Origin of the sequence: Azonexus sp., assembly GCF_049652925.1 — a bacterium.
Classification (GTDB): Bacteria; Pseudomonadota; Gammaproteobacteria; order Burkholderiales; family Rhodocyclaceae; genus Azonexus.
Genome location: NZ_JBASFI010000039.1, coordinates 141591 through 161816, shown reverse-complemented (window position 1 = coordinate 161816; position 20226 = coordinate 141591). Strand labels below are relative to the sequence as shown.

The following is a 20226-nucleotide window of genomic DNA, read 5'->3' as shown; positions in this document are numbered from 1 at the left end:
TTGCCGCCGCACCCGTCGCCCTCGGCCCCGAAGCCGGCATCCAGTCCCAGGTCAAATCCTGGGCAGCCGCCTGGTCAGCCAGAGACTACGCCGCCTACAGCGCCTTCTACGCCCCGACCTTCACCCCGGACGGTGGCCTGACCCGCGAAGACTGGGCGCAACTGCGCCGAGGTCGCATCTCGGCCCGTGGTGACATCAACGTCGACATTCAGGACATGAAAGTCAGGATGGACGGCAACGACCGTGCCTTTGCCGAATTCCGCCAGATCTATCAGTCGAAGGGCTACAACGACACGACGCAGAAGACCCTGGAGATGATCAAGGTGAACGGCAAGTGGCTGATCAACCGGGAGACGTCCATTCCGTGCAACGGCAACACCGTGGGCGGCTGCAAGGGACTGGTGAAGTAAGGCCGCCGCTGTGTTCGGCTGAAAACCGGACAATCAAGACAAAGGCCATGCAATTGCATGGCCTTTGGCGTTAATGGGGGGCGGGGCTTAGCTTAGTGGTTCGACCTCGGCGATGAAAACGTAGCCCTGCGAGCGCAGCGTCTTGATGAAAGCGCTGCCATCGGGCTGTTTGCCGAGAATGCGGCGGATCTGGCTGACGTGGACGTCGATGATCCGGTCGTAGGGCACGTATTCGCGCTTGAGGACTCGCGATAGCTGTTCGCGGGAGAGCGGCTCGAAGGGGTGCTCAAGGAAGGCGGCGAGCAGTGCAAAGCCCGACACGCCAAGCGGTGTCGGCTGGCCGCCGGTTCGGGTCAGTTCGCGCGAGGCGGTATCCAGTATCCAGTTGCCGAAATGCAGGCGGCGCATCTCGCCGCGGCCAGTTGCGGCGCGCTGGGTTCGGCGTAGCAGGCTGCGGGTGCGGGCCAGCAATTCACGCATGTTGCAGGGCTTGGGCAGGAAGTCGTCGGCACCGATCTCAATGCCGATAATGCGTTCGATTTCGTCAGAGCGGGTTGAATGGATAAGAACGGGAATTTCGGAGTGCTGGCGAAGCTGGCGGAGCAGCTCAAGGCCATCGGCATCGGGCAGGCTTAAATCAAGAATGATGACGTCGGGCTTTTCGTCAAGACGTCGCCACATGGCGGCGCCGGTTTCGGCAAAAATGCAGTCGATGCCGGCGGTGGCCAGTGTCGTACTCAATACGTGGCGAGTTCCCGGGTCGTCTTCAACTATGAGCGCAGTCTGACGCATGGTTATTCGTTTCGATTACACGATAAAGCGGGGATTGTAATCCATCGCAAAACAAAGGCTTTGTTTTACTAATTTTTAACATTGAGCCAGCGTCTCGGGCGACAATTGCCCTCTGTTTGTGACCTCTCCGACTGATTTATATAGTGCCGCACTGGATGTCTGTTCCCCGTTCCCTGGATGGTTTTGATGTGACTGCAGCTGTCGCTCGCATGCTCGATCAGCCCATGCTCTGGTGGCAGGCCGTCGGCCTGTTCGTCGAGCATTTTGCCGACTGGGAACAGGCGTGGCAGGAGAGTGTCGGCGACCACGCCAGGGAGCAAAAGAGGGTGCACGCGTTGCGCAGCGCGGCGGCAAATGTCGGCGCGACGGCGCTGGCGGAGGCGGCGGCTGCTCTTGAGGATCAGTTGTTGAAATGCCAGGCCGGGCTGGCGACATCGGTTCAGGAAAGCTTGCGCCAAGGCTTGCACGCATCATTTCGGCAAACCTGGCTTTCGGCGGCGGAGGCCTGGAAATCAACAAAGCCGGTGCCGGATGGGCGGGTGTGATGAACCAGATGCCGACCGTTTCCATTCGCGCCCGACTGGCCAGCATCAATTTTTATGTGCTGCTTCTGGCGATTGCCTTCGTCAGCATATTCATCTTGTGCACCGCTGGCTGGATGGCAATGCGCGGGCATGTTGCCGAAGGCTACGCTCGCCTTGAATTGCTCAACGAAAGTTTGAGCCCGGCATTGGCCGGGGGGGAGCGTGAGGCATTCAACGAAAGATTCGCGCTTCTGCGCAGCATGCCTTATCTCCATTCGGCTGCGTTGTACCGGCAGGATCATTCGGTGTTCGTTGCCTACGACAGCCACGGTGTTGAAGATGCCAGGCCAATGCCCTTGAGTGACCCGGTGGCCGGGCATCGGTTTTCCTGGAGCCGGATCGATTTTCTGGCCCCGGCTGGCCCGCCAGACCAGCCCTTCGGCTGGTTGAGGCTGAGTATCGATTTGAGCAGTGTTTATCAACAGCTGCTGATTTATCTTGGTTTGATATTGTTTGAAACGGCTGTCGCTCTGGCCGTCGCCTTGCGTTTGCAGGCGCGGCACGTGGAAAAGCTGATCGAGCCCTTGCAGGACCTGACGCTGCGCATGGCGGAAGTTTCGGTCGGCCGGCTCGATATTCGTGCTGCCGACAGTCGGGTGACGGAAATTGCCCAGCTGGCCAATGGTTTCAACCAGATGGTCGAACAGATTCGCGAACGCGATCACTGGTTGTCGACCCACCTGGGCAATCTCGAGCAGATTGTCGAGCAGCGGACGCGTGAACTGCGCCTTGCCAAGGAGGCGGCCGAGGCCGGTAGCCTGGCCAAGAGTGAGTTTCTAGCGACGATGAGCCATGAGATACGGACGCCGATGAATGGCGTGCTGGGCATGACCGAACTGCTGCTCAATACTGAACTGGCACCGACCCAGCGCCAGTTTGTCGAGGCGGTCGAGCGCTCGGGAAAACACCTGCTCGGGATCATCAACGACATTCTCGATTTTTCGAAAATCGAGTCGGGCAAGCTGGAACTCGATGTGGTCGATTTCGATTTGCGCCACTTGCTCGAGGAATCGCTCGAACTGTTTTCGCAGCAGGCCGGCAAGAAAGGTCTGGAGCTGCTGGCCGATCTTCCGCCGGACGAGAGCCTGGTGGTCCGTGGCGATGCGCTGCGTTTGCGGCAGATTGTTGTTAACCTGCTGGGCAATGCCATCAAATTCACGGCGAGCGGCGAGGTTTTCCTGCGTTTGCGCGTGCTCGAACATTCCGAATTTGGCCTTAAATTCCGGTTGACCGTGCGAGACACCGGTATCGGCATCCCGCTCGATGCCCAGCAGCGAATTTTCGAGCACTTTGCTCAGGCTGATGGCTCGACCACCCGGCAGTACGGCGGGACGGGCCTGGGGCTGGCCATCTGCCAGCGCCTGGTCGACATGATGGGCGGTGGTATCAGCGTCGAGAGCCAGCCGGGACAGGGGGCAAGCTTTTCGGTAGAGTTGGCCATGCCCCTCGGCAAGTTGCCGGAGCAAAAGCCGATGCATGTGCCAGTCGTCGTCACTGGCCGACGCTTGCTGATCGTCGACGACACGCCGGCGCATTGCGACATTCTGTTGGCCCAGTTGAACAGTCGGGGGCTGACGGCGGATACGGCCGGTTCCGGTCTGCAAGCGCTGGCCATGGCTGGTGCCGCCATGGCCAAAGGCGAGCCGTATGCGCTATTGCTGGTCGATATGGAAATGGCCGAAATGTCAGGAATTGACCTGATGCGCGCCCTGCGTGCTGATTCACGGCTGTCGGCGATTCGGGTCATCATTTTCTCGTCGGCCCCCGATATGCCTGAGCAATTGGCGCAGGCCGGGCTGGAGGTCGCGGCTTGCCTGGCCAAGCCTTTGCGCCAGGCAGATTTTCTGCGTGCGGTCGACGCCGCTCTCGGCCGCCCGGAGCGCGGCGACAGCCCGAAAGCGCTACCGGCGAGTCAGAAGTTGCGGGGCAAGGTATTGCTCGCCGAGGACAACGAAAGCAATCTGATTGTGGCGCGGGCCCAGCTGGAAAGACTGGGACTGGAAGTTGTCGCCGCGGGGGATGGTCAACAGGCGCTCGATCTGCTGGCGACCGAGACGGTCGATCTGGTCCTCATGGATTGCCAGATGCCGATTCTCGACGGTTTCGCCGCGACCGCGGCACTGCGGGAACGCGAAGCGCTCAGCGGTCAGCATCTGCCGGTCATTGCGCTGACCGCCAATGCCATGAAGGGCGACCGTGAGCGCTGCGTGGCTGCCGGGATGGACGACTATCTGGCCAAGCCTTATACCGGCGAGGCCCTGTTGAAGATGCTGGCGCAGTGGTTGCCCGCTGAGCGGCGAAAGTCGCCGGTTGTCGTCAATGATTCGGCCCGCTCCGGGCATGAGCGCAGCGATGGTGCGGCGCTTGATCCGGATGCCCTAGCGAAAATTCGTGCCCTGTCTCCGGATGGTGCGGAGGCGCTCGTCGGGCAGGTACTGACGGCCTATCTCAAAGCGGCGGAGCGTGAGTGGGGTCGCTTCGATGAGGGGCTGGCCGAAGGCGATGCCGGCTTGCTGGCGAGCGCTGCCCATGCCCTCAAGTCGAGCAGTTTCAACGTCGGCGCCAACGGCCTGGCCAGGCGGTGCAGCGAGATCGAGCAATTCGGCCGGGACGGGAATATGCGACAACTGCTGACCCGGGTGGACGGCGTTCGCGCCGAATGGCTGCGCGTCGAAGCCGCCCTGAGGGCACTTCTGGCCAGGCCTGAGGCATGAGTGCCACGCCCTGGCGGGTTCTCGCGGCGGATGATGATCCGACAACCCGGTTGTTGATGCAGGCAGCGTTGGCCGGCAGCGACTTCGTGTTGACGCTGGCCGATAGCGGCGACGCTGCGCTGGCCAGGTTTCAAACTTCGGGCTTCGATCTTGCCCTGCTCGATGTCGAAATGCCCGGCCTCGATGGCTTCGCGGTGTGCGCTGCCATCCGCCAGGCGCAGGGCAGCGGGTTTCCTGTCGTTCTGCTGACCGGGCGCAGTGATCCCGAATTTCTCGAGCGGGCAGGCCAGCTGGGGTCCAGTCACATCGCCAAGCCGATTGACTGGACCTCGCTGGCCGGCCAGCTGCGTTCCCTGCTGGCCGCCGCAAAGCGCTAAGCCCCCGAGTTTCCCGCCGCCCCGCCGGGCAAGGCTTGTGGCAGAATCTGGACAAATGGCATCAAAGCCAGGGGCGGCAGAACAAGGGGAAAGAAATGCGATATCGGAAATTCTGGCGAGGCTTGTTTTACGCCTTTGTTTTTGGCAGTTTTTTGCCGTCGACCGTGGCATTCGCCCAGGAAGCCAGACCGCTGGCCAAGGGGCAAACGCTTTACCTGCCGATCTACTCGCACATGCTCTACGGCAATCTGGGCAAGAGCGGCAAGGCCTCCAACGTCTTGCTGTCTACCTTGGTCAGCATTCGTAACACCGACATCAAGCGTTCGATCCGGGTGCTGTCGGCCAGGTATTTCGATACCGGCGGCAAATTGCTCGGCGAGCGCGTGTCGGTGCCGACTGTCGTGCCGCCGCTCGGTACGCTCGAGTTGTTTGTTGAACTGAACGATGCTTCCGGTGGCTCGGGCGCCAATTTCATCATCAAATGGGAAGCCGAGCAGCCGGTCAATCCGCCGCTAGTCGAGTCGCTGCACGTCAATATGGATGGCGGCAAGGCCGTCATTTTTATGACCCAGTCGGTGCCGCTGACTGAATGAACGGCAATTCGAGCGCATCTCCGATTAGGACCTTGCAGACCGGCTACATCGTCCGGCTGCTCTATGTCGCGCTCGGCATGCTGTTTGCCGTGCATCTGTTCGGCACCATCGGCTACATGGTGCTGACCGAAGGCAAGTATTCGTGGTTCGACTGCTTCTACATGACCTTCATCACCGTCGCCACCATCGGCTTCGGTGAAATCATCGACATGGCGAGCAACCAGCCGGCGCGGATCTTGACGGTCGTGATCGGCATTCTCGGTGCCGGCAATCTGTCGCTGCTCTTTTCGGTCGTCACTGTAGCGCTGCTCGAAACCGACCTCAATGGAACCCTGCGGAGAAAACGCATGGAAAAAGCAATCAAGAAACTCAAGGGCCACTACATTTTGTGCGGCTTCGGCCGGGTTGGACGCAATATCGCGCACGAACTGGAGGCGACCAACCGGCATTTCGTCGGCATTGACGAAGACCTGCACCGGCTCGAAGAGTACAAGGAAAAGAACATTGGTTTTCTCTACCTGAACGGCGATGCTAGCGACGACGACGTGCTGATCGCCGCCGATCTGGAAGATGCCAAGGGTCTGTTCGCGGTGACTGGCGACGATTCGCGCAACCTGATGATCGTCATCACGGCCAAGCAGTTGAAGCCCGAATTGCGTGTCGTGGCGCGTTGTACCGAAACACGCAATATCGAAAAGATGCGGAAGGCCGGAGCCGACGCCATCGTCTCACCCGACTTTACGGGCGGCATGCGCATCGCGTCGGCGATGATCCGGCCGCATGTGGTTTCGTTTCTCGACGAAATGTTGAAATCGGAGAAAAACCTGCGTGTCGAAGAGGTGCCGGTACCGGCCGGGTTCATTCCCAAACCGCTTGGCTCGCTGCAGTTGCGTAGTGCCAATTACGTTTTTCTCGCCGTGCGCGAGCGGAACGGCAGTTGGCAATTCAATCCGGACAAGGACTTTCTGCTCAAGCCTGGCTTCATGCTGATCGCCATGGCCAGCCCGGTCGGGCGCACTGAAATCGAGACCTTGTTGATCGAAATGGCGTCTTGAAGAGACTTTTTTGGGGTTAGGCGGTTTTTCGACAGGTTTTTCTGTCGGCCGCAATTTTTCGGAGGAAATAAACATGCAAAAAACAATCATCATTGCCGGCGCTTTCCTGCTGCTGGCCGGCACCGCGCAGGCTTCGCCGGAACTGGCCAAGGCCAAGAACTGTATGACCTGCCACGCCATCGACAAGAAAATTGTCGGCCCGGCATACAAGGATATCGCGGCCAAGCGTGCGGCTGAAAAAGGCGCAGAGGCCGCGCTGACGGCGAAGATCAAGGGGGGCAGCAAGGGCGAATGGGGCCAGGTGCCGATGCCGGCGAACAATGTGACCGATGCCGAAGCGGCGACCCTCGCCAAATGGGTTCTCGCCCAGAAGTAAGCGCTGGCGCCGGATGACGAGAAGCGAGACTGAATGAAAGCACTGACCCACGAACAGATGCGCCGCCGCTGGATAGCCCTCGGCGTCGTTGCGGTCGCCTACATTCTGTCTTTCTTCCAGCGTTTTGCCCCGGCCGGCATTGCGCCGGATCTGGCCGCCGCCTTCGATACTTCGGCGGCGTCGCTGGGCGTCCTGGCGGCGACTTATTTTTACGTTTATACGCTGATGCAGGTGCCGACCGGCATCCTCGCCGATACGCTGGGGCCGCGCCGGATTCTGGCCCTGGGCGGGCTGGTCGGCGGTGCCGGCAGTTTTCTTTTCGGCATGGCGCCGACGCTCGAACTGGCGCTGATCGGGCGGACGCTGATCGGTCTGGGCGTGTCGGTGACCTTCATCGCCATGCTCAAACTGATCGCCGTGTGGTTCGAGGAAAACCGCTTCGCCACCATGGTCGGCATCTGCATGCTGATCGGCAATCTCGGCTCGGTCCTGGCCGGCGCGCCGCTCTCGGCGGTGGCCCAGGCGACCGGCTGGCGCGGCGTGTTCATTGGTGTCGGTTTCGTCTCGGTGGCGCTCGGCGTGCTGTGCTGGCTGATCGTTCGCGATGCGCCGGAGGGCGGCAATGCCGCGCCGAAGCCCCACTTTGACCGGACGGCTGTGATTTCCGGCCTGCTTTCGGTCATCCGCAACCGTGACACCTGGCCCCCGCTGCTGGTCAATACCGGCATGTGCGGCGCCTTTTTTACCTTCGCCGGTTTGTGGGCGACGCCTTACCTCATGCAGGTGCATGGCCTGGCGAGATCGGTCGCCACGACGCACCTGTCGTTATGGTTCGGCGGTTTTGCCGTCGGTTGCCTGTTCCTGGGCAGCCTGTCCGACCGCCTCGGCCGGCGCAAGCCGGTGCTCATTGTGACTTCACATCTGTATGGCGTGATCTGGCTGATCCTGTTGTCCTGTGTGAGCATGCCGCTTCCGGTTTCCTATCTGCTTTTTGCCTTGCTCGGCATCACCACGGCCGGCTTCAGCCTGACCTGGGCCTGTGCCAAGGAGGTCAATCCGCCGCTGCTCTCCGGCATGTCGACCAGCGTCGCCAACATGGGCGGCTTCATGACGGCGGCGCTGTTGCAGCCCTTCGTTGGCTGGGTTATGGACCTCGGCTGGACGGGCGAAATGGTCAGCGGGGCGCGCGTCTACGATGTCGAAATCTGGCGCCACGGGGTGCTGGTGGTGACTGTCTGCGCCATCCTCGGCGCGGCATCATGCTGGTGGATCAAGGAAACGCGCTGCCGGAATATCTGGCAGGCCTCATGATTTACGCTGTAGCTTTCGACAAAACACAATAAAATCAATGAATCAGCGGCACATGGCTTGTGTCGCTTCTATAAATTAGCGTATGCTTATATTTATGAACGCAAACATTCTCCGACCTTTCGTTTTTAGCCTTTTTTTCGGGTTGACCGTGGCATTCGCCGGTGAGCCTTTGCCCGTCATCACGGTCAAGCCGCATGCCGTCGATCTGGCCTTCCCGGCCGAATCGCTGGTCGAAGCCGTGCAGCAGGCGACGGTCGGCGCCCAGACCGCCGGCCGCGTCCTCGAAGTCAGGGCTGACGCCGGCCAGTCGGTCAAAAAGGGCGATGTGCTGATGCGTATTGATGGCCGCGAGGCGGCCGAAGCAGCGCGCGCTGCCGAGGCGCAATACGCCAATGCCAAGGTCAGTTACGACCGGACGAAAAGTCTCGTCACGCAGAAGTTCATGAGCTCGGCTGCGCTCGACAAGGCCCGCGCCGACCTCGATGCCGCCGCCGCCAATCGCGCTGCCGCCGGCGCCGGTCAGAGCTACGCCACCATTGTCGCGCCGATGACCGGCATCATCGCCCGCCGCCACGCCGAAATGGGCGACATGGCGACGCCCGGCAAGCCGCTGTTCACGATCTACCAGCCGGGTACCCTGCGCGTCACGGCGAGCATTCCGCAATACCGCCTGAAGGCGATGCGCGATGTCAAAACCGCCCGCGTCGAATTCCCGGAACTGGGCAGATGGGTCGATGCGGTCAAGGTTCAGGTCTTGCCGACGGCCGATGCCGCAACGCACGTTTCGCAAGTCCGTGTGACGTTGCCCGATGTGCCGGAAGCGACGCCGGGCATGTTCGCCCGCGTTCATTTCATCACCGGCCAGTCAGAAAAACTGACCGTCCCGGCCAGCGCCGTGCTGCGTCGTGGCGAAGTGGCTGCCGTTTACGTGCAGTCGGCCGACAATCGCCTCTCGCTGCGCCAGCTGCGCCTTGGCGATGCCGTGGGGCAGGGCGAAATCGAGGTGCTGGCTGGCTTGTCGGCTGGTGACAAGGTCGTCACCGACCCGGTCAAGGCCGGTATTCAGCTCAAGTCGGCTAATTAAGCCATGAGCAGCGAGAAGACTACGCTCGGGACGAGTTTGGGTATTTCCGGGCGCATTGCCGCCGCCTTCCAGAATTCGCGGATGACGCCGCTGCTGGCGCTGGTTGCTTTCCTGATGGGCCTCTTCGCCACCCTCGTCACGCCGCGCGAGGAAGAGCCACAGATTGACGTGACCATGGCCGATGTGATGGTCGCCTTTCCAGGCGCCTCGGCCAAGGATGTCGAAAATCTGGTCGCTCGTCCCGGTGAACAGGTGCTCTCTCGCCTGCATGGCGTCGAGCACGTGTACTCGGCTTCGCGCCCGGGCATGGCCATCATCACCGTGCAGTTCGACGTCGGCGTCAAATACAACGACGCGGTGCTTCGCCTTTACGATACAGTGCATTCGAACAGCGACTGGCTGCCGGCCAACCTTGGCGTCATGGCGCCGGTCATCAAGCCGCGCGGTATCGACGACGTGCCGATCGTCGCGCTGACTTTCTGGACCAAGGACCCGAATCGCTCCGCCTTCGACCTGCAGCAGGTGGCCCGCGCTGTCGAGATCGAGCTGAAACGGATCAAGGGCACGCGCGACATTTCGACCATCGGCGGCCCCGATCACGCGATCCGCGTGCTGATGGATGCCGAGCGGATGAACGCTTTCGGCATCACGCCGCAGGACATCGCTGGCGCGCTCAAAGTCTCGAACGCGCTGCAATCCTCCGGCAACCTGACCTCCGGCAACCGCGAAGTGCTCGTCCAGACCGGCACCTACCTCGAGTCGGCTGCTGACGTGAAGCAATTGGTTATTGCTGTGCGTGGCGAAGCCGGAGAGCGCAAACCCATATTCATGAGCGATGTGGCGACCGTCGAGGATGGCCCTGATCAGCCAAAACGCTACGCCTGGTTTGGCGACCAGAGCGGCGAGTTCCCCGCTGTCACCATGCAGCTTTCCAAGCAGCCGGGCGTCAATGCGGCCGATGTGGCGACTGCTGCGGTCAACCGGATAAATGACCTGAAAAACACGGTCATTCCGGATGGCATCGAGGTCACCGTGACGCGCAACTACGGCGAGACGGCGACCGAGAAGGCGCAGAAACTGATTGGCAAGCTGATTTTTGCCACGGCCTTCGTCGTGCTGCTCGTCTTTTTCGCGCTGGGCAAACGTGAAGCGGTCATCGTCGGTGTCGCCGTCACTTTAACCCTCGCGGCAACGCTGTTCGCCTCCTGGGCCTGGGGTTTCACGCTTAACCGCGTCTCGCTGTTCGCGCTGATTTTCTCCATCGGCATCCTGGTCGATGACGCCATCGTCGTCGTCGAGAACATCCACCGCTGGCAAGGGTTGTACCCGGAAAAAAGCCTGCTCGAAATCATCCCGCCGGCCGTCGATGAAGTTGGCGGTCCGACCATCCTGGCGACACTGACGGTGATCGCCGCTCTGCTCCCGATGGCCTTCGTGACCGGCCTGATGGGGCCGTACATGAGCCCGATTCCGATCAATTCGTCGATGGGCATGGCCATCTCGCTGGCCGTCGCCTTCGTCGTCACGCCGTGGCTGGCGGCGAGGATGATGAAGTCGCATGGCAATGCGCATGGAACCCATCAGCCGTCGAAGCTCGATGCCAAACTGGACAGCACTTTCCGCAAGCTCCTGACCCCCTTCCTCGACCCGATCAAGGGCGGCGCGATGCGCGTCAAGCTGGCCATTGCCGTTGTCCTGCTCATTCTCGGCTCGGTGTCGCTGGCCTACTTCCAGCTCGTCGTGCTCAAGATGCTGCCCTTCGACAACAAGAGCGAATTCCAGGTCATCCTAGACATGCCGGTCGGTACGCCGGTCGAGGAAACGGCGCGCGTGCTGCACGAAATCGGCGCCGAACTGGCGCTTGAAAAGGACGTCACCAACTATCAAGCCTACGCCGGCACGGCCAGCCCGATCAATTTCAACGGCCTGGTCCGCCAGTACTACCTGCGCGCCTTGCCGGAAAAGGGCGACATTCAGGTCAATCTGGCCGACAAGCACCATCGTTCGCGGCAGAGCCATGAAATCGCTGCTTCCCTGCGCGACCGTATCGAGGCCATCGGCAAGTTCAACGGCGGCGTCGCCAAGGTCGTCGAAGTACCGCCCGGGCCCCCGGTCATGTCGCCCATCCTGGCTGAAATCTACGGCCCGGACATGAAGGGCCAGATGAGCGTCGGCAAGCAGGTGCGCAAGGCTTTCGAGGAAACCAAAGACATCGTCGCGGTCGACGACTACATCGAGGCCGATTCGCGCAAGATCATCCTGCACGTCTTGCAAAGCAAGGCGGCGCAACTCGGCGTGGCGCAGAGCGACATCGTCGAAGTCGTCAGCATGGGTCTGGCCGGGCAGGATGTCACGCCGGCGCACAACACCGAATCGAAGTTGGAAATCCCGGTTCGGGTGACCCTGCCGGCTGAGAAGCAATCCAGCCTCGACGCGCTCCTCAAACTGCGCGTTCGCTCGCGTGACGGCCAACTGGTGCCGGTTTCCGAGCTGGTCGAAGTGCGCGACGCAGCCCGCGAAAAGGCCATCTACCACAAGGATTTGCTACCGGTCGTATACGTCGTCGGCGACATGGGCGGCAAGCTCGATTCGCCGCTTTACGGCATGTTCGATATCCGTTCCAAGATCAACGGCATGGAACTCAAGGAGGGCGGCACGCTCGGTGAATGGTTCATCCGCCAGCCGAACGATCCCTACGCCGGCTACAGCGTGAAATGGGATGGCGAATGGAAGGTGACCTACGAAACCTTCCGAGACATGGGCATCGCCTACGGCGTCGGCCTGATCCTGATTTACCTGCTGGTCGTCGCCCACTTCGGCAGCTACCTCGTGCCACTCATCATCATGGCGCCCATCCCGCTGACCATCATCGGCGTCATGCCCGGCCATGCGCTGTTCGGCTCGCAATTCACGGCGACTTCGATGATTGGCATGATCGCCCTGGCTGGCATCATCGTCCGCAACTCGATCCTCCTCGTCGATTTCATCAAACTGCAGGTGGCGACCGGCATGCCCTTCCGCGAGGCGGTCATCCAGTCGGCTGCGGTACGTGCCAAGCCGATCGCCCTGACCGCGCTGGCTGCCATGCTCGGCGCCATGTTCATCCTCGACGACCCGATCTTCAACGGGCTGGCCCTTGCCCTGATCTTCGGCATCATGGTGTCCACGCTACTCACGCTGGTCGTCATTCCTGTTCTCTATTTCTCAGCCTTCCGCAAGGAGCATCAACAATGACCATTGAACGCATCATCCGCATCATGGCGGGATTTTTCGTCGTGCTTTCCCTCGCCCTCGGTTATCAAGGCAGCCCGATCTTCGTTTCGGAATGGTTCCTGGCCTTTACGGCTTTCGTCGGTCTGAACCTGCTGCAGAGCGGATTTACCGGCTTTTGCCCGCCGGAAAAACTGTTGGCCAAAATGGGCGTCAAGCGCAGCAACGGGTCTTGCGGCAGCTAGGTTAACTCCTGTAAATCCACTTTGATATCAGGGGTTAAGCCAAGGCGACATTGCCTTGGGTATGAAGGCTGATTTTTCTGTGAATCGGCTTTAGAAAAACTTCGTGAAACATTGTTTTTATTGGGTTAAACTGCCTCGATATAACTAAAGGCGTACTTACCCTGTGGTGCAGAATCCGGCTTTCGCTGGCCGTAAACTCGTCGTTTTCGCCCTTGGGGCGATTGTCCTGACCTGGTGCTCCCTCGGTCTGGATTGGTGGTCCATCGACCGACATCTTGCCGCCGACGCGACCGGTGATTCCGCTCGTAGCCTTGGAATGGGCGCGCCGACATGGGGCCTCGTGCTATTGACGATAGGGCTTGTCGCTGCCTTGTTGATCATCGAAGGGTGCCGTCTGTTGTTCGGCATCCGTGATCAGGCCAGCCGCCAGCTCACTCTCCAGCGGCGCATCATCGACCACGCTTCCGAGGCCATGATCCTTACCGATGGGGCGCAGCGGATACTGTCGGTCAACGCAGCTTTTGAGCGGATGACCGGATACGCGGCAACAGAGGTCATCGGTTTAACCCCGACCATGCTCAGCTCGGGTCACCAGGGGCTGAACTTTCATCGCAGCATCTGGGACTTCGTCGCCGAGAACGGCCTTTGGGAAGGCGAGGTCTGGGATCGGCGCAAGGATGGCGCAATCTATCCCAAGCAGATGCGCATCACGGCGATTCGCGATGAGGCGGGGCAGGTCACGCATTTTGTCGCCACCTTTGCCGACATCAGCGACGCCAAGGCCCAGGCCGAACGCTTCGAGTATCTGGCCCATCACGACCAACTGACCAACCTGCCGAACCGTCTGGCGCTTGACGGTCACCTCGGCCACCTGCTCGACAGCGCGGTGCCCGGTATCAACCATCTGGCACTGCTGATCATCGATCTGGACAACTTCAAGACGGTTAACGATTCGCTGGGCCACCATGCCGGTGATCGCTTGCTGGCCGAAATCGCCCGCCGGCTGGCGGCAGAAATGGATCGCACGAAACGCCTGTTCCGTCTTGGTGGGGACGAGTTTGTCGTCGTTTTCGATCAGCTCGACAACAGTGCTGCCGTGGTCAGGCTGATTGATCGTCTGGTCAGCGCCATCGGCCAGCCCTGCGACATCGACGGCCATCAGTTGCACAGTACGCCGTCGATCGGCATCAGCCTGTATCCGCAAGACGGCCGTGACAGCCTGACGCTGATCCGCAATGCCGATGCGGCGATGTACGCGGCCAAAGCTGCCGGGCGCAATAACTACAAGTTCTTCGCCGAGTCGATGAACGCCGCCGCCAACAAACGTCTGCATCTGGAAAGCGAGTTGTGGCGGGCCCTCGCCGAGAATCAGCTGGTGCTTCACTATCAGCCGCAGATCGATCTGCTGAGCGGCAAGGTTGTTGGCGTCGAGGCGCTGGTCCGCTGGTGCCACCCGCTGCGCGGCATGATTGCCCCGGTCGAGTTCATTCCGGTGGCCGAAGAGTGTGGCCTGATCCTGCCGCTCGGCCACTGGGTATTGCTGACCGCCTGCCGGCAGGTTCGTAGCTGGCTCGACGCCGGTATCGACATGGGTGAAATGGCCGTCAATATTTCGGCCCATCAATTCCGCCAGCCCGATTTCGTCCAGACCGTGCAAGGTGTGCTGGCCGAAACCGGCCTGCCAGCTGAACGCCTGGAGCTGGAAATTACCGAAAGCACCGTCATGCACGGGGTTGATGCCGCCATCCAGACGCTGGCCCAGCTCAAGGCCATGGGGGTCCGGCTGGCCATCGACGACTTCGGTACCGGCTACTCGTCGCTGTCCTACCTGCGTCGCTTCCCGCTTGACCGGCTGAAGATCGACCGCTCCTTCCTGGCTGATGTCGATACCGACACGCACGCCGCCTCGCTGGTCACTTCGATAGTCATGCTCGGCCGCTCGCTCGGCCTGCAATTGGTAGCGGAGGGCGTCGAAAGCTTTGCCCAGGCAGAATTTCTCCGTACGCTCGAATGCGAGCGCGTCCAGGGATTCCATTTTTACCAGCCGGTGTCGGCTGCCGAGGTGGTTGGCTTCGGTCGCTGTGAGGAATACGCCGCGCTGTCTGCCTGAGACTGTTTGAAGGCGCGGCGTTGACGGCCAGTGGTCTGCTGCGCAATTGATCAAACCATGAAAACTTGTCTTTGTGCGCCTGGCGTCGTAGCTCATCCTCGCAACAGCTTCGGCCACTGCTGTGGTTCGCGCCTAGACAGGAACACAAATCCGGCGCTTTCTTCGAAGCTCGCCAATTACGAAGTAGACCACTAGAATTCAAGCCTTCTTGGGACGGAGTGCAGTATGAAAATCGGATTTATCGGCCTTGGTATCATGGGGCGCCCGATGGCGCTCAATCTTGTCAAGGGTGGCCATGCCGTCACCGTCTGGGCGCGCCGCGCCGAATCCATGCAGCCGCTGCTCGAAGCCGGGGCCAAAGGCGCCGCCAGCCCGGGCGATGCCGCCCGCGGCAATGAACTGGTTATTTCGATGGTGGCCGATGCGCCGGATGTCGCCGAGGTCATGCTCGGTGTCGCCAGCGCCGGCCAGACCGGCTTGGTCGCTGTCGACATGAGTACCATCGCGCCGGCCGCAGCGCGCAAGATTGGCCAAGACCTGGCCGCAGCCGGAGTCGACTTTGTCGATGCGCCGGTCTCCGGTGGCGAAGTCGGCGCCATAGCCGGCACCCTGTCGATCATGGCCGGCGGTTCCGAAGCCGCATTTGCCAAGGCCAAACCGGCTTTCGAATGCATGGGCAAGAACGTCGTGCACGTCGGCGCCAGCGGCGCCGGGCAGGTCACCAAGGCGGCCAATCAGATTGTCACCGGCATGGGCGTCCTGGCCGTCGCCGAGGCATTTGCATTTGCGGCAAAAAATGGCGTTGACCGTGGCAAGGTGCGTGAGGCACTGCTCGGCGGCTTTGCCTATTCGAAAATTCTCGAAAATCACGGCCAGCGCATGCTCGACCGCAATTTCAAGCCCGGTTTCAAGAGCTGGATGCACGAAAAGGATCTGAACATCGTCATGCAGACGGCGCACGAACTCGGCCTCTGCCTGCCCGGATCGGCCGCCACGGCGCAGATGTTCAATGCCATGGTCGGTTCCGGCATGGGCGAGGAGGATTCGATCGCCGTGCTCAAATTGCTCGAACGCTTGTCGGGGCAAGAATGAACATTGGATTCATCGGTCTCGGCGCCATGGGTCGCCCGATGGCCATGCACTTGCAGCGCGCCGGCCATGAGCTGGCCGTCTGGGCCCGCCGTCCCGAAAGCATCGGCGATCTGCCGGCCCGTGTCTGTGCGACGCCGGCCGAGTTGGGGCGCTGTTGCGAGGTGGTGTTTACCGTGATTACCTCGAGCGCCGATGTCGCAGGCGTGGCGCTCGGCAAGGATGGTCTGGTCGACGGCATGGCACCCGGTTCTGTGCTGGTCGATTGCTCGACCATCGCGCCCGATGCGGCGCGGCAGATCGCCGGCAAGTTGGCCGAAAAAGGCATCCATTTTATCGACGCCCCGGTTTCCGGCGGTGAGCAGGGGGCCATCGAGGCGACGCTGGCCATCATGGCCGGTGGTGATGCAGCCGTGCTCGACCGCGTGCGTTCGCTGCTCGATTGTCTGGGCAAGCGCATCGTCCATATCGGTCCGAATGGCGCCGGGCAGGTCGCCAAGACGTGCAACCAGATGATCATGGTCGCCGCCATCCAGGCAGCGGCCGAGGCGATACGCCTGGCCGCTGGCGCCGGCGTCGATTGCGCCAAGGTCAGGCAGGCGCTGGCCGGTGGTTCGGCCGCTTCGCGAGTGCTCGATGTGATGGGCCAACGCATGGTCAGCCGTGATTTTTCGGCTGGTATCGAAGCCCGCCTGCATCACAAGGATTTCGGGCTGGTCCTCGAAGCGGCACGGCAGAGCGGGACGCCTGTGCCGCTGACGGCCGTTGTTGCGCAGCAACTGAATGCCCTGATAGCGCAGGGCTGGGGGCGGGATGATACGTCTTCGCTGCTGCGCGTGCTGGAGCTGGCATGAGTCAGATCGCCCAACTGTCCGAAGCCGAAATCGAAGAGCGCTTTCACGTCACCGGTACGCTGCCTATTGCCTTTCTGCTCGTTGGCTTTGCCCGGAACAAGGATCAATTCACGATTTCGTTCGGCGGCGAGGAGATGATGCTGACGACCCTGCTCGACGCAGAGCCGGCCGGTGACCGCCTCATTTTCGATTGCAGCGGTAGCGCCGAGGTGAACCGGCATCTTTTGCAAAGCAACCGCAATGTGTTTTCCGGCCGCCCCGGCGGCATCCATGTGCAATTCAGCACCGGGCGGGCGAAGGAAACGATTTTTGAAGGCAGCAAGGCATTTTCGGTCGCCTTGCCCAAATACGTGGTCCGCCTGCAGCGGCGGGATACCTTCCGGATCGAAACGCCGCGCAGCAAGCCCCTGCAGTTCTTCGGCCGGAGGTTGGACAGCCGGTTGCTCAACCTGCCGGCGCACGACATTTCGGTGGCCGGTCTTGGCATGACGGCACTGAGTTTGCCCGATGGGCTGGCGCCCGGGGAGCGGCTGGAGAATTGCCATTTCGCGTTGCCCGAAGACGAGCACGAGCTGTTCTTCAGTGCGACGGTATGCCACGTTACACCGCAGGTCGGGCGAACCGGCGTGCAGCAATGGCGGATCGGCCTGCACTTCGAGAACATGCCGACTATCGAGGAAAATCGTATTCAGCGCTATATCGCCCGGGTCGAGCGCGAGCGGCACGAATTGCTGGCCAAGTGATTTCCGCTAAAAGCTGATGGCCTAGCAGATGTCGCAGCGGTGAATTTCGACCGTTGCATGAACGATTTCTTGATGCACGGCGAGCGCATCGCGGATCTGCAGGGGCGTCAGCGTTTCGTCGTGGGTGAGCAGGCTCAGCGCACAGGCGTAGGCGCCGGTGCCGACGCGCCAGACGTGCAGGTCGGTCAACTCAGTCTGGCCATCGGCCGGTAGCCGGGCGATGACGTTGCGGATTTCGGCGACGACCGGGTGGTCCATTTCCCGGTCGAGCAAAACGCGGCCGCTCTGCACGATGAGGTTCTTCGCCCACAGCGCAACGAGAACGGCGCCGACGATGCCGGTTGCCGGGTCGAGCCAGGCCCAGCCGTAGAACCAGCCGCCGGCCAGCGCGGCGATGGCGAGCACCGAGGTGGCGGCATCGGTGACGACGTGGATGTAGGCAGCCTTCAGATTGAGGTCGTCGTGGTCGTGACTGTGCTCATGGTGATGGGCGTGACCATGATCGTGCCCGTGGTCATGGGCCTTGCCGAGAATGAGCGCGCAGATCAGGTTGACCGCCAGGCCGAGGACCGTGACGGCCATGGCTTCGGGGTAGTGAATCGTCTGCGGTGCGAGCAGTCGTTCGACCGAGCCGAAGATCATCGCGGCAGCGACGCCGAGCAGGAAGATGGCGCTCGTGTAGCTGGCCAGCACCTCGATTTTCCAGGTGCCGAAGGCGAAGCTCGGGTCGGCGGCATATTTACGGGCGGCACCGTAGGCAAAGGCGGACAGCCCGATGGCCAGGGCGTGCGAACTCATGTGCCAGCCGTCGGCGAGCAGGGCCATCGAATTGAACCACCAGCCGGCAACGATCTCGACCAGCATGGTGGCGATGGTGATCCACATGACGAGGCGAGTGCCGCGTTCGGCGGCGGCGTTGCCGATGGTGTACGCGTGCTGGTGCGCCCAGCGGGTCAGGTCGTGGTTGCTCATTGCTGGCCGTAACTCGAAAATTTTTCCAGCACGGCGGCCATTTCATCGGCTGAGAGCAGGACCGGTTGGCCGAGCTGGCAGGCGCGCCAGTATTGTTCGCAAAGTTCTTCGAGTTCGACGGCGAGGGCCAGTGCCTCGTCGAGATCGCGCCCGGCAACGAGCATCCCATGGTTGCCGAGCAGGCAGGCCTTGCGGTCCGCCATGGCGGCCATTGCCACGGTCGACAGGGATTCCGAGCCAAAAATGGAATACTCGGCGCAGCGTATCGTGTCGCCGCCGAAGCGGGCGATCATGTAGTGAAACGGCGGAATGTCGAGGCGCAGGCAGGCCAGGCTGACGGCGAACGGCGAGTGGGCATGCAGGACGGCGCCAACATCCGGCCGGCTGGCATAGAGGTCGCGGTGGAAGCGCCATTCGGAAGACGGCTTGCGGCTGCCGATGTGTGAGCCGTCGAGCGCCATGAGCGGGATGTCGTCTTCGATCAGGACGTCGTAGGCCATGCCGGTCGGCGTGATGTAAAAGCCGTCGCCGCTGCGCACGCTGACGTTGCCGGCGGTGCTGCGATTGAGGCCGGCCGGCTGCATGGCGCGGGCCGTGGCGATCAGTTTGGCGCGTAGGTCAGCCACGGTTTTCCTCCGGATAAAGCCCCAGCAGGCCTTCACGGCTGGCCGGGCAGACGCCGCGCTCGGTGATGATGGCGGTGATCAGGCGGGCCGGGGTGACGTCGAAGGCCGGGTTGGCCACCGTCTCGCGATCCGGCAACTGGTGCAGGGCCGACGGTACGCCACGGGCGTCGAGGCCATGGACGACGCGGAACTCGTCGCCATGACGTTCTTCGATGTCGATGAAACGGCCCTCCGGCAGATCAAAATCAATCGTCGAACGGGGCGCCGCGACGTAGAACGGAATGCCGTTGTCGGCACAGGCCAGTGCCTTGAGATAGGTGCCGACCTTGTTGGCGACATCGCCATTGGCGGCAATGCGGTCGGCGCCGACGATGACGGCATCGACCTTGCCTTCGCGCATCAGGATGCCGGCAGCGTTGTCGGCGATCAGTGTATGCGGCACGCCATGCTGGGCCAGTTCCCACGCTGTGAGCAGGCCCTGGTTGCGCGGCCGGGTTTCGGAGACCCAGACATGCACCGGCAGGCCGGCGTCATAGGCGACATAGATCGGCGACAGCGCAGTGCCCCAGTCGACGGTGGCCAGCCAGCCGGCGTTGCAGTGGGTCATGACGTTCAGGGCAGTACCCTGGCGGCGTGCGATCTGGCGCAAGAGGCCGAGTCCGTGCTGGCCGATGGCCAGATTCTGCGCGATGTCTTCCTCGGCGATGGCGGCGGCTTCCTGCCAAGCTGCCTGGTGGCGAGCCGCCGCTGGCAAGGGTGTCAGGCGCTTGCTTATGCGGGTCAGCGCCCAGTGCAGGTTGACGGCGGTCGGCCGGGTCGCCCACAAAACGGCGATAGCTTTTTGCAGGCAGTCATCGTCAGCGCCGTCGCCAAGCGCGATGGCCAGCCCGTAGGCCGCCGTGGCACCGATCAGCGGCGCGCCGCGCACCTGCATGGCGCGGATGGCATGGGCGGCCTCGTCCAGCGATGCGACACGAACCCAGTGCAGGGCGTGCGGCAGGCGGGTCTGGTCGATGATGTCGATGGCGCGCTGTTCAGGATGGGCGCGCAGGGTACGGGTGGGGATACCGTCGATGTTCAT

The 20226-nt window shown here is 61.8% G+C and carries 19 protein-coding genes; 15 read left to right on the top strand and 4 right to left on the bottom strand.

Features of this window, described 5'->3' with window-relative positions; translation table 11 throughout:
• Positions 1 to 410: YybH family protein (locus WBK19_RS18605; protein ID WP_511291105.1), on the top strand; the 410-nt coding region annotated here is incomplete at its 5' end.
• 87 nt (positions 411 to 497) lie between these two features.
• On the opposite strand, the gene WBK19_RS18600 is transcribed toward WBK19_RS18605, so the two are convergent.
• On the bottom strand, positions 498 to 1202 hold the full coding sequence (locus WBK19_RS18600; RefSeq protein WP_511292425.1) for a response regulator transcription factor: 705 nt from the start codon (positions 1200 to 1202) through the stop codon (positions 498 to 500).
• Between the two features lie 209 nt (positions 1203 to 1411).
• Between WBK19_RS18600 and WBK19_RS18595 the strand changes: the two genes are divergently transcribed.
• The 14 genes from WBK19_RS18595 (at position 1412) to WBK19_RS18530 (ending at position 17547) form a co-directional block, all read left to right on the top strand.
• Positions 1412 to 1747, top strand: coding sequence for an Hpt domain-containing protein (locus WBK19_RS18595; RefSeq protein WP_511292423.1), 336 nt, complete (start codon positions 1412 to 1414; stop codon positions 1745 to 1747).
• Positions 1747 to 4500, top strand: a complete 2754-nt coding sequence (locus WBK19_RS18590) for a response regulator (protein WP_511292421.1) — start codon at positions 1747 to 1749, stop codon at positions 4498 to 4500. The genes WBK19_RS18595 and WBK19_RS18590 overlap by 1 nt, the downstream gene beginning before the upstream one ends.
• Positions 4497 to 4877 carry a response regulator gene (locus tag WBK19_RS18585; protein WP_511292419.1) on the top strand — a complete coding sequence of 127 codons (381 nt, stop codon included), beginning with the start codon at positions 4497 to 4499 and terminating at the stop codon, positions 4875 to 4877. The genes WBK19_RS18590 and WBK19_RS18585 overlap by 4 nt, the downstream gene beginning before the upstream one ends.
• Positions 4878 to 4972: 95 nt before the next feature.
• Positions 4973 to 5470, top strand: coding sequence for a DUF3124 domain-containing protein (locus WBK19_RS18580; RefSeq protein ID WP_511292417.1), 498 nt, complete (start codon positions 4973 to 4975; stop codon positions 5468 to 5470).
• On the top strand, positions 5467 to 6525 hold the full coding sequence (locus WBK19_RS18575) for a potassium channel family protein (protein WP_511292415.1): 1059 nt from the start codon (positions 5467 to 5469) through the stop codon (positions 6523 to 6525). The genes WBK19_RS18580 and WBK19_RS18575 overlap by 4 nt, the downstream gene beginning before the upstream one ends.
• Positions 6526 to 6598: 73 nt before the next feature.
• Positions 6599 to 6901: a c-type cytochrome gene (locus WBK19_RS18570; protein WP_511292413.1), complete on the top strand. Its 303-nt coding sequence runs from the start codon at positions 6599 to 6601 to the stop codon at positions 6899 to 6901.
• Positions 6902 to 6934: 33 nt separating this feature from the next.
• Positions 6935 to 8212, top strand: coding sequence for an MFS transporter (locus WBK19_RS18565; RefSeq protein WP_511292411.1), 1278 nt, complete (start codon positions 6935 to 6937; stop codon positions 8210 to 8212).
• A gap of 148 nt (positions 8213 to 8360) precedes the next feature.
• Positions 8361 to 9296: an efflux RND transporter periplasmic adaptor subunit gene (locus WBK19_RS18560; protein WP_511292409.1), complete on the top strand. Its 936-nt coding sequence runs from the start codon at positions 8361 to 8363 to the stop codon at positions 9294 to 9296.
• 3 nt (positions 9297 to 9299) lie between these two features.
• The gene (locus WBK19_RS18555; RefSeq protein ID WP_511292407.1) at positions 9300 to 12530 is read left to right on the top strand and encodes an efflux RND transporter permease subunit; all 3231 of its coding nucleotides are present in this window, start codon (positions 9300 to 9302) and stop codon (positions 12528 to 12530) included.
• Positions 12527 to 12751: a YgaP family membrane protein gene (locus tag WBK19_RS18550; RefSeq protein ID WP_511292405.1), complete on the top strand. Its 225-nt coding sequence runs from the start codon at positions 12527 to 12529 to the stop codon at positions 12749 to 12751. Before WBK19_RS18555 ends, WBK19_RS18550 begins: the two co-directional genes overlap by 4 nt.
• Positions 12752 to 12914: 163 nt before the next feature.
• Entirely contained in the window at positions 12915 to 14861 is a 1947-nt protein-coding gene (locus WBK19_RS18545; RefSeq protein WP_511292403.1) for a putative bifunctional diguanylate cyclase/phosphodiesterase, read from the top strand.
• Positions 14862 to 15086: 225 nt separating this feature from the next.
• Positions 15087 to 15953 (top strand): NAD(P)-dependent oxidoreductase, encoded by an 867-nt coding sequence (locus WBK19_RS18540; RefSeq protein ID WP_511292401.1) that lies wholly within the window; start codon positions 15087 to 15089, stop codon positions 15951 to 15953.
• Positions 15950 to 16804: an NAD(P)-dependent oxidoreductase gene (locus WBK19_RS18535; RefSeq protein WP_511292399.1), complete on the top strand. Its 855-nt coding sequence runs from the start codon at positions 15950 to 15952 to the stop codon at positions 16802 to 16804. Before WBK19_RS18540 ends, WBK19_RS18535 begins: the two co-directional genes overlap by 4 nt.
• Positions 16801 to 17547, top strand: coding sequence for a flagellar brake protein (locus tag WBK19_RS18530; RefSeq protein ID WP_511292397.1), 747 nt, complete (start codon positions 16801 to 16803; stop codon positions 17545 to 17547). Before WBK19_RS18535 ends, WBK19_RS18530 begins: the two co-directional genes overlap by 4 nt.
• Positions 17548 to 17568: 21 nt before the next feature.
• On the opposite strand, the gene dmeF is transcribed toward WBK19_RS18530, so the two are convergent.
• The 3 genes from dmeF to mtnA are packed head-to-tail and all read right to left on the bottom strand — an operon-like array spanning position 17569 to position 20226.
• Positions 17569 to 18519 carry a CDF family Co(II)/Ni(II) efflux transporter DmeF gene (dmeF, locus tag WBK19_RS18525; protein ID WP_511292395.1) on the bottom strand — a complete coding sequence of 317 codons (951 nt, stop codon included), beginning with the start codon at positions 18517 to 18519 and terminating at the stop codon, positions 17569 to 17571.
• A complete protein-coding gene (locus tag WBK19_RS18520; RefSeq protein WP_511292393.1) occupies positions 18516 to 19145 on the bottom strand; it encodes a class II aldolase/adducin family protein in 630 nt (209 codons plus the stop codon). Before WBK19_RS18520 ends, dmeF begins: the two co-directional genes overlap by 4 nt.
• Positions 19138 to 20226, bottom strand: a complete 1089-nt coding sequence (gene mtnA, locus WBK19_RS18515) for an S-methyl-5-thioribose-1-phosphate isomerase (RefSeq protein ID WP_511292391.1) — start codon at positions 20224 to 20226, stop codon at positions 19138 to 19140. Before mtnA ends, WBK19_RS18520 begins: the two co-directional genes overlap by 8 nt.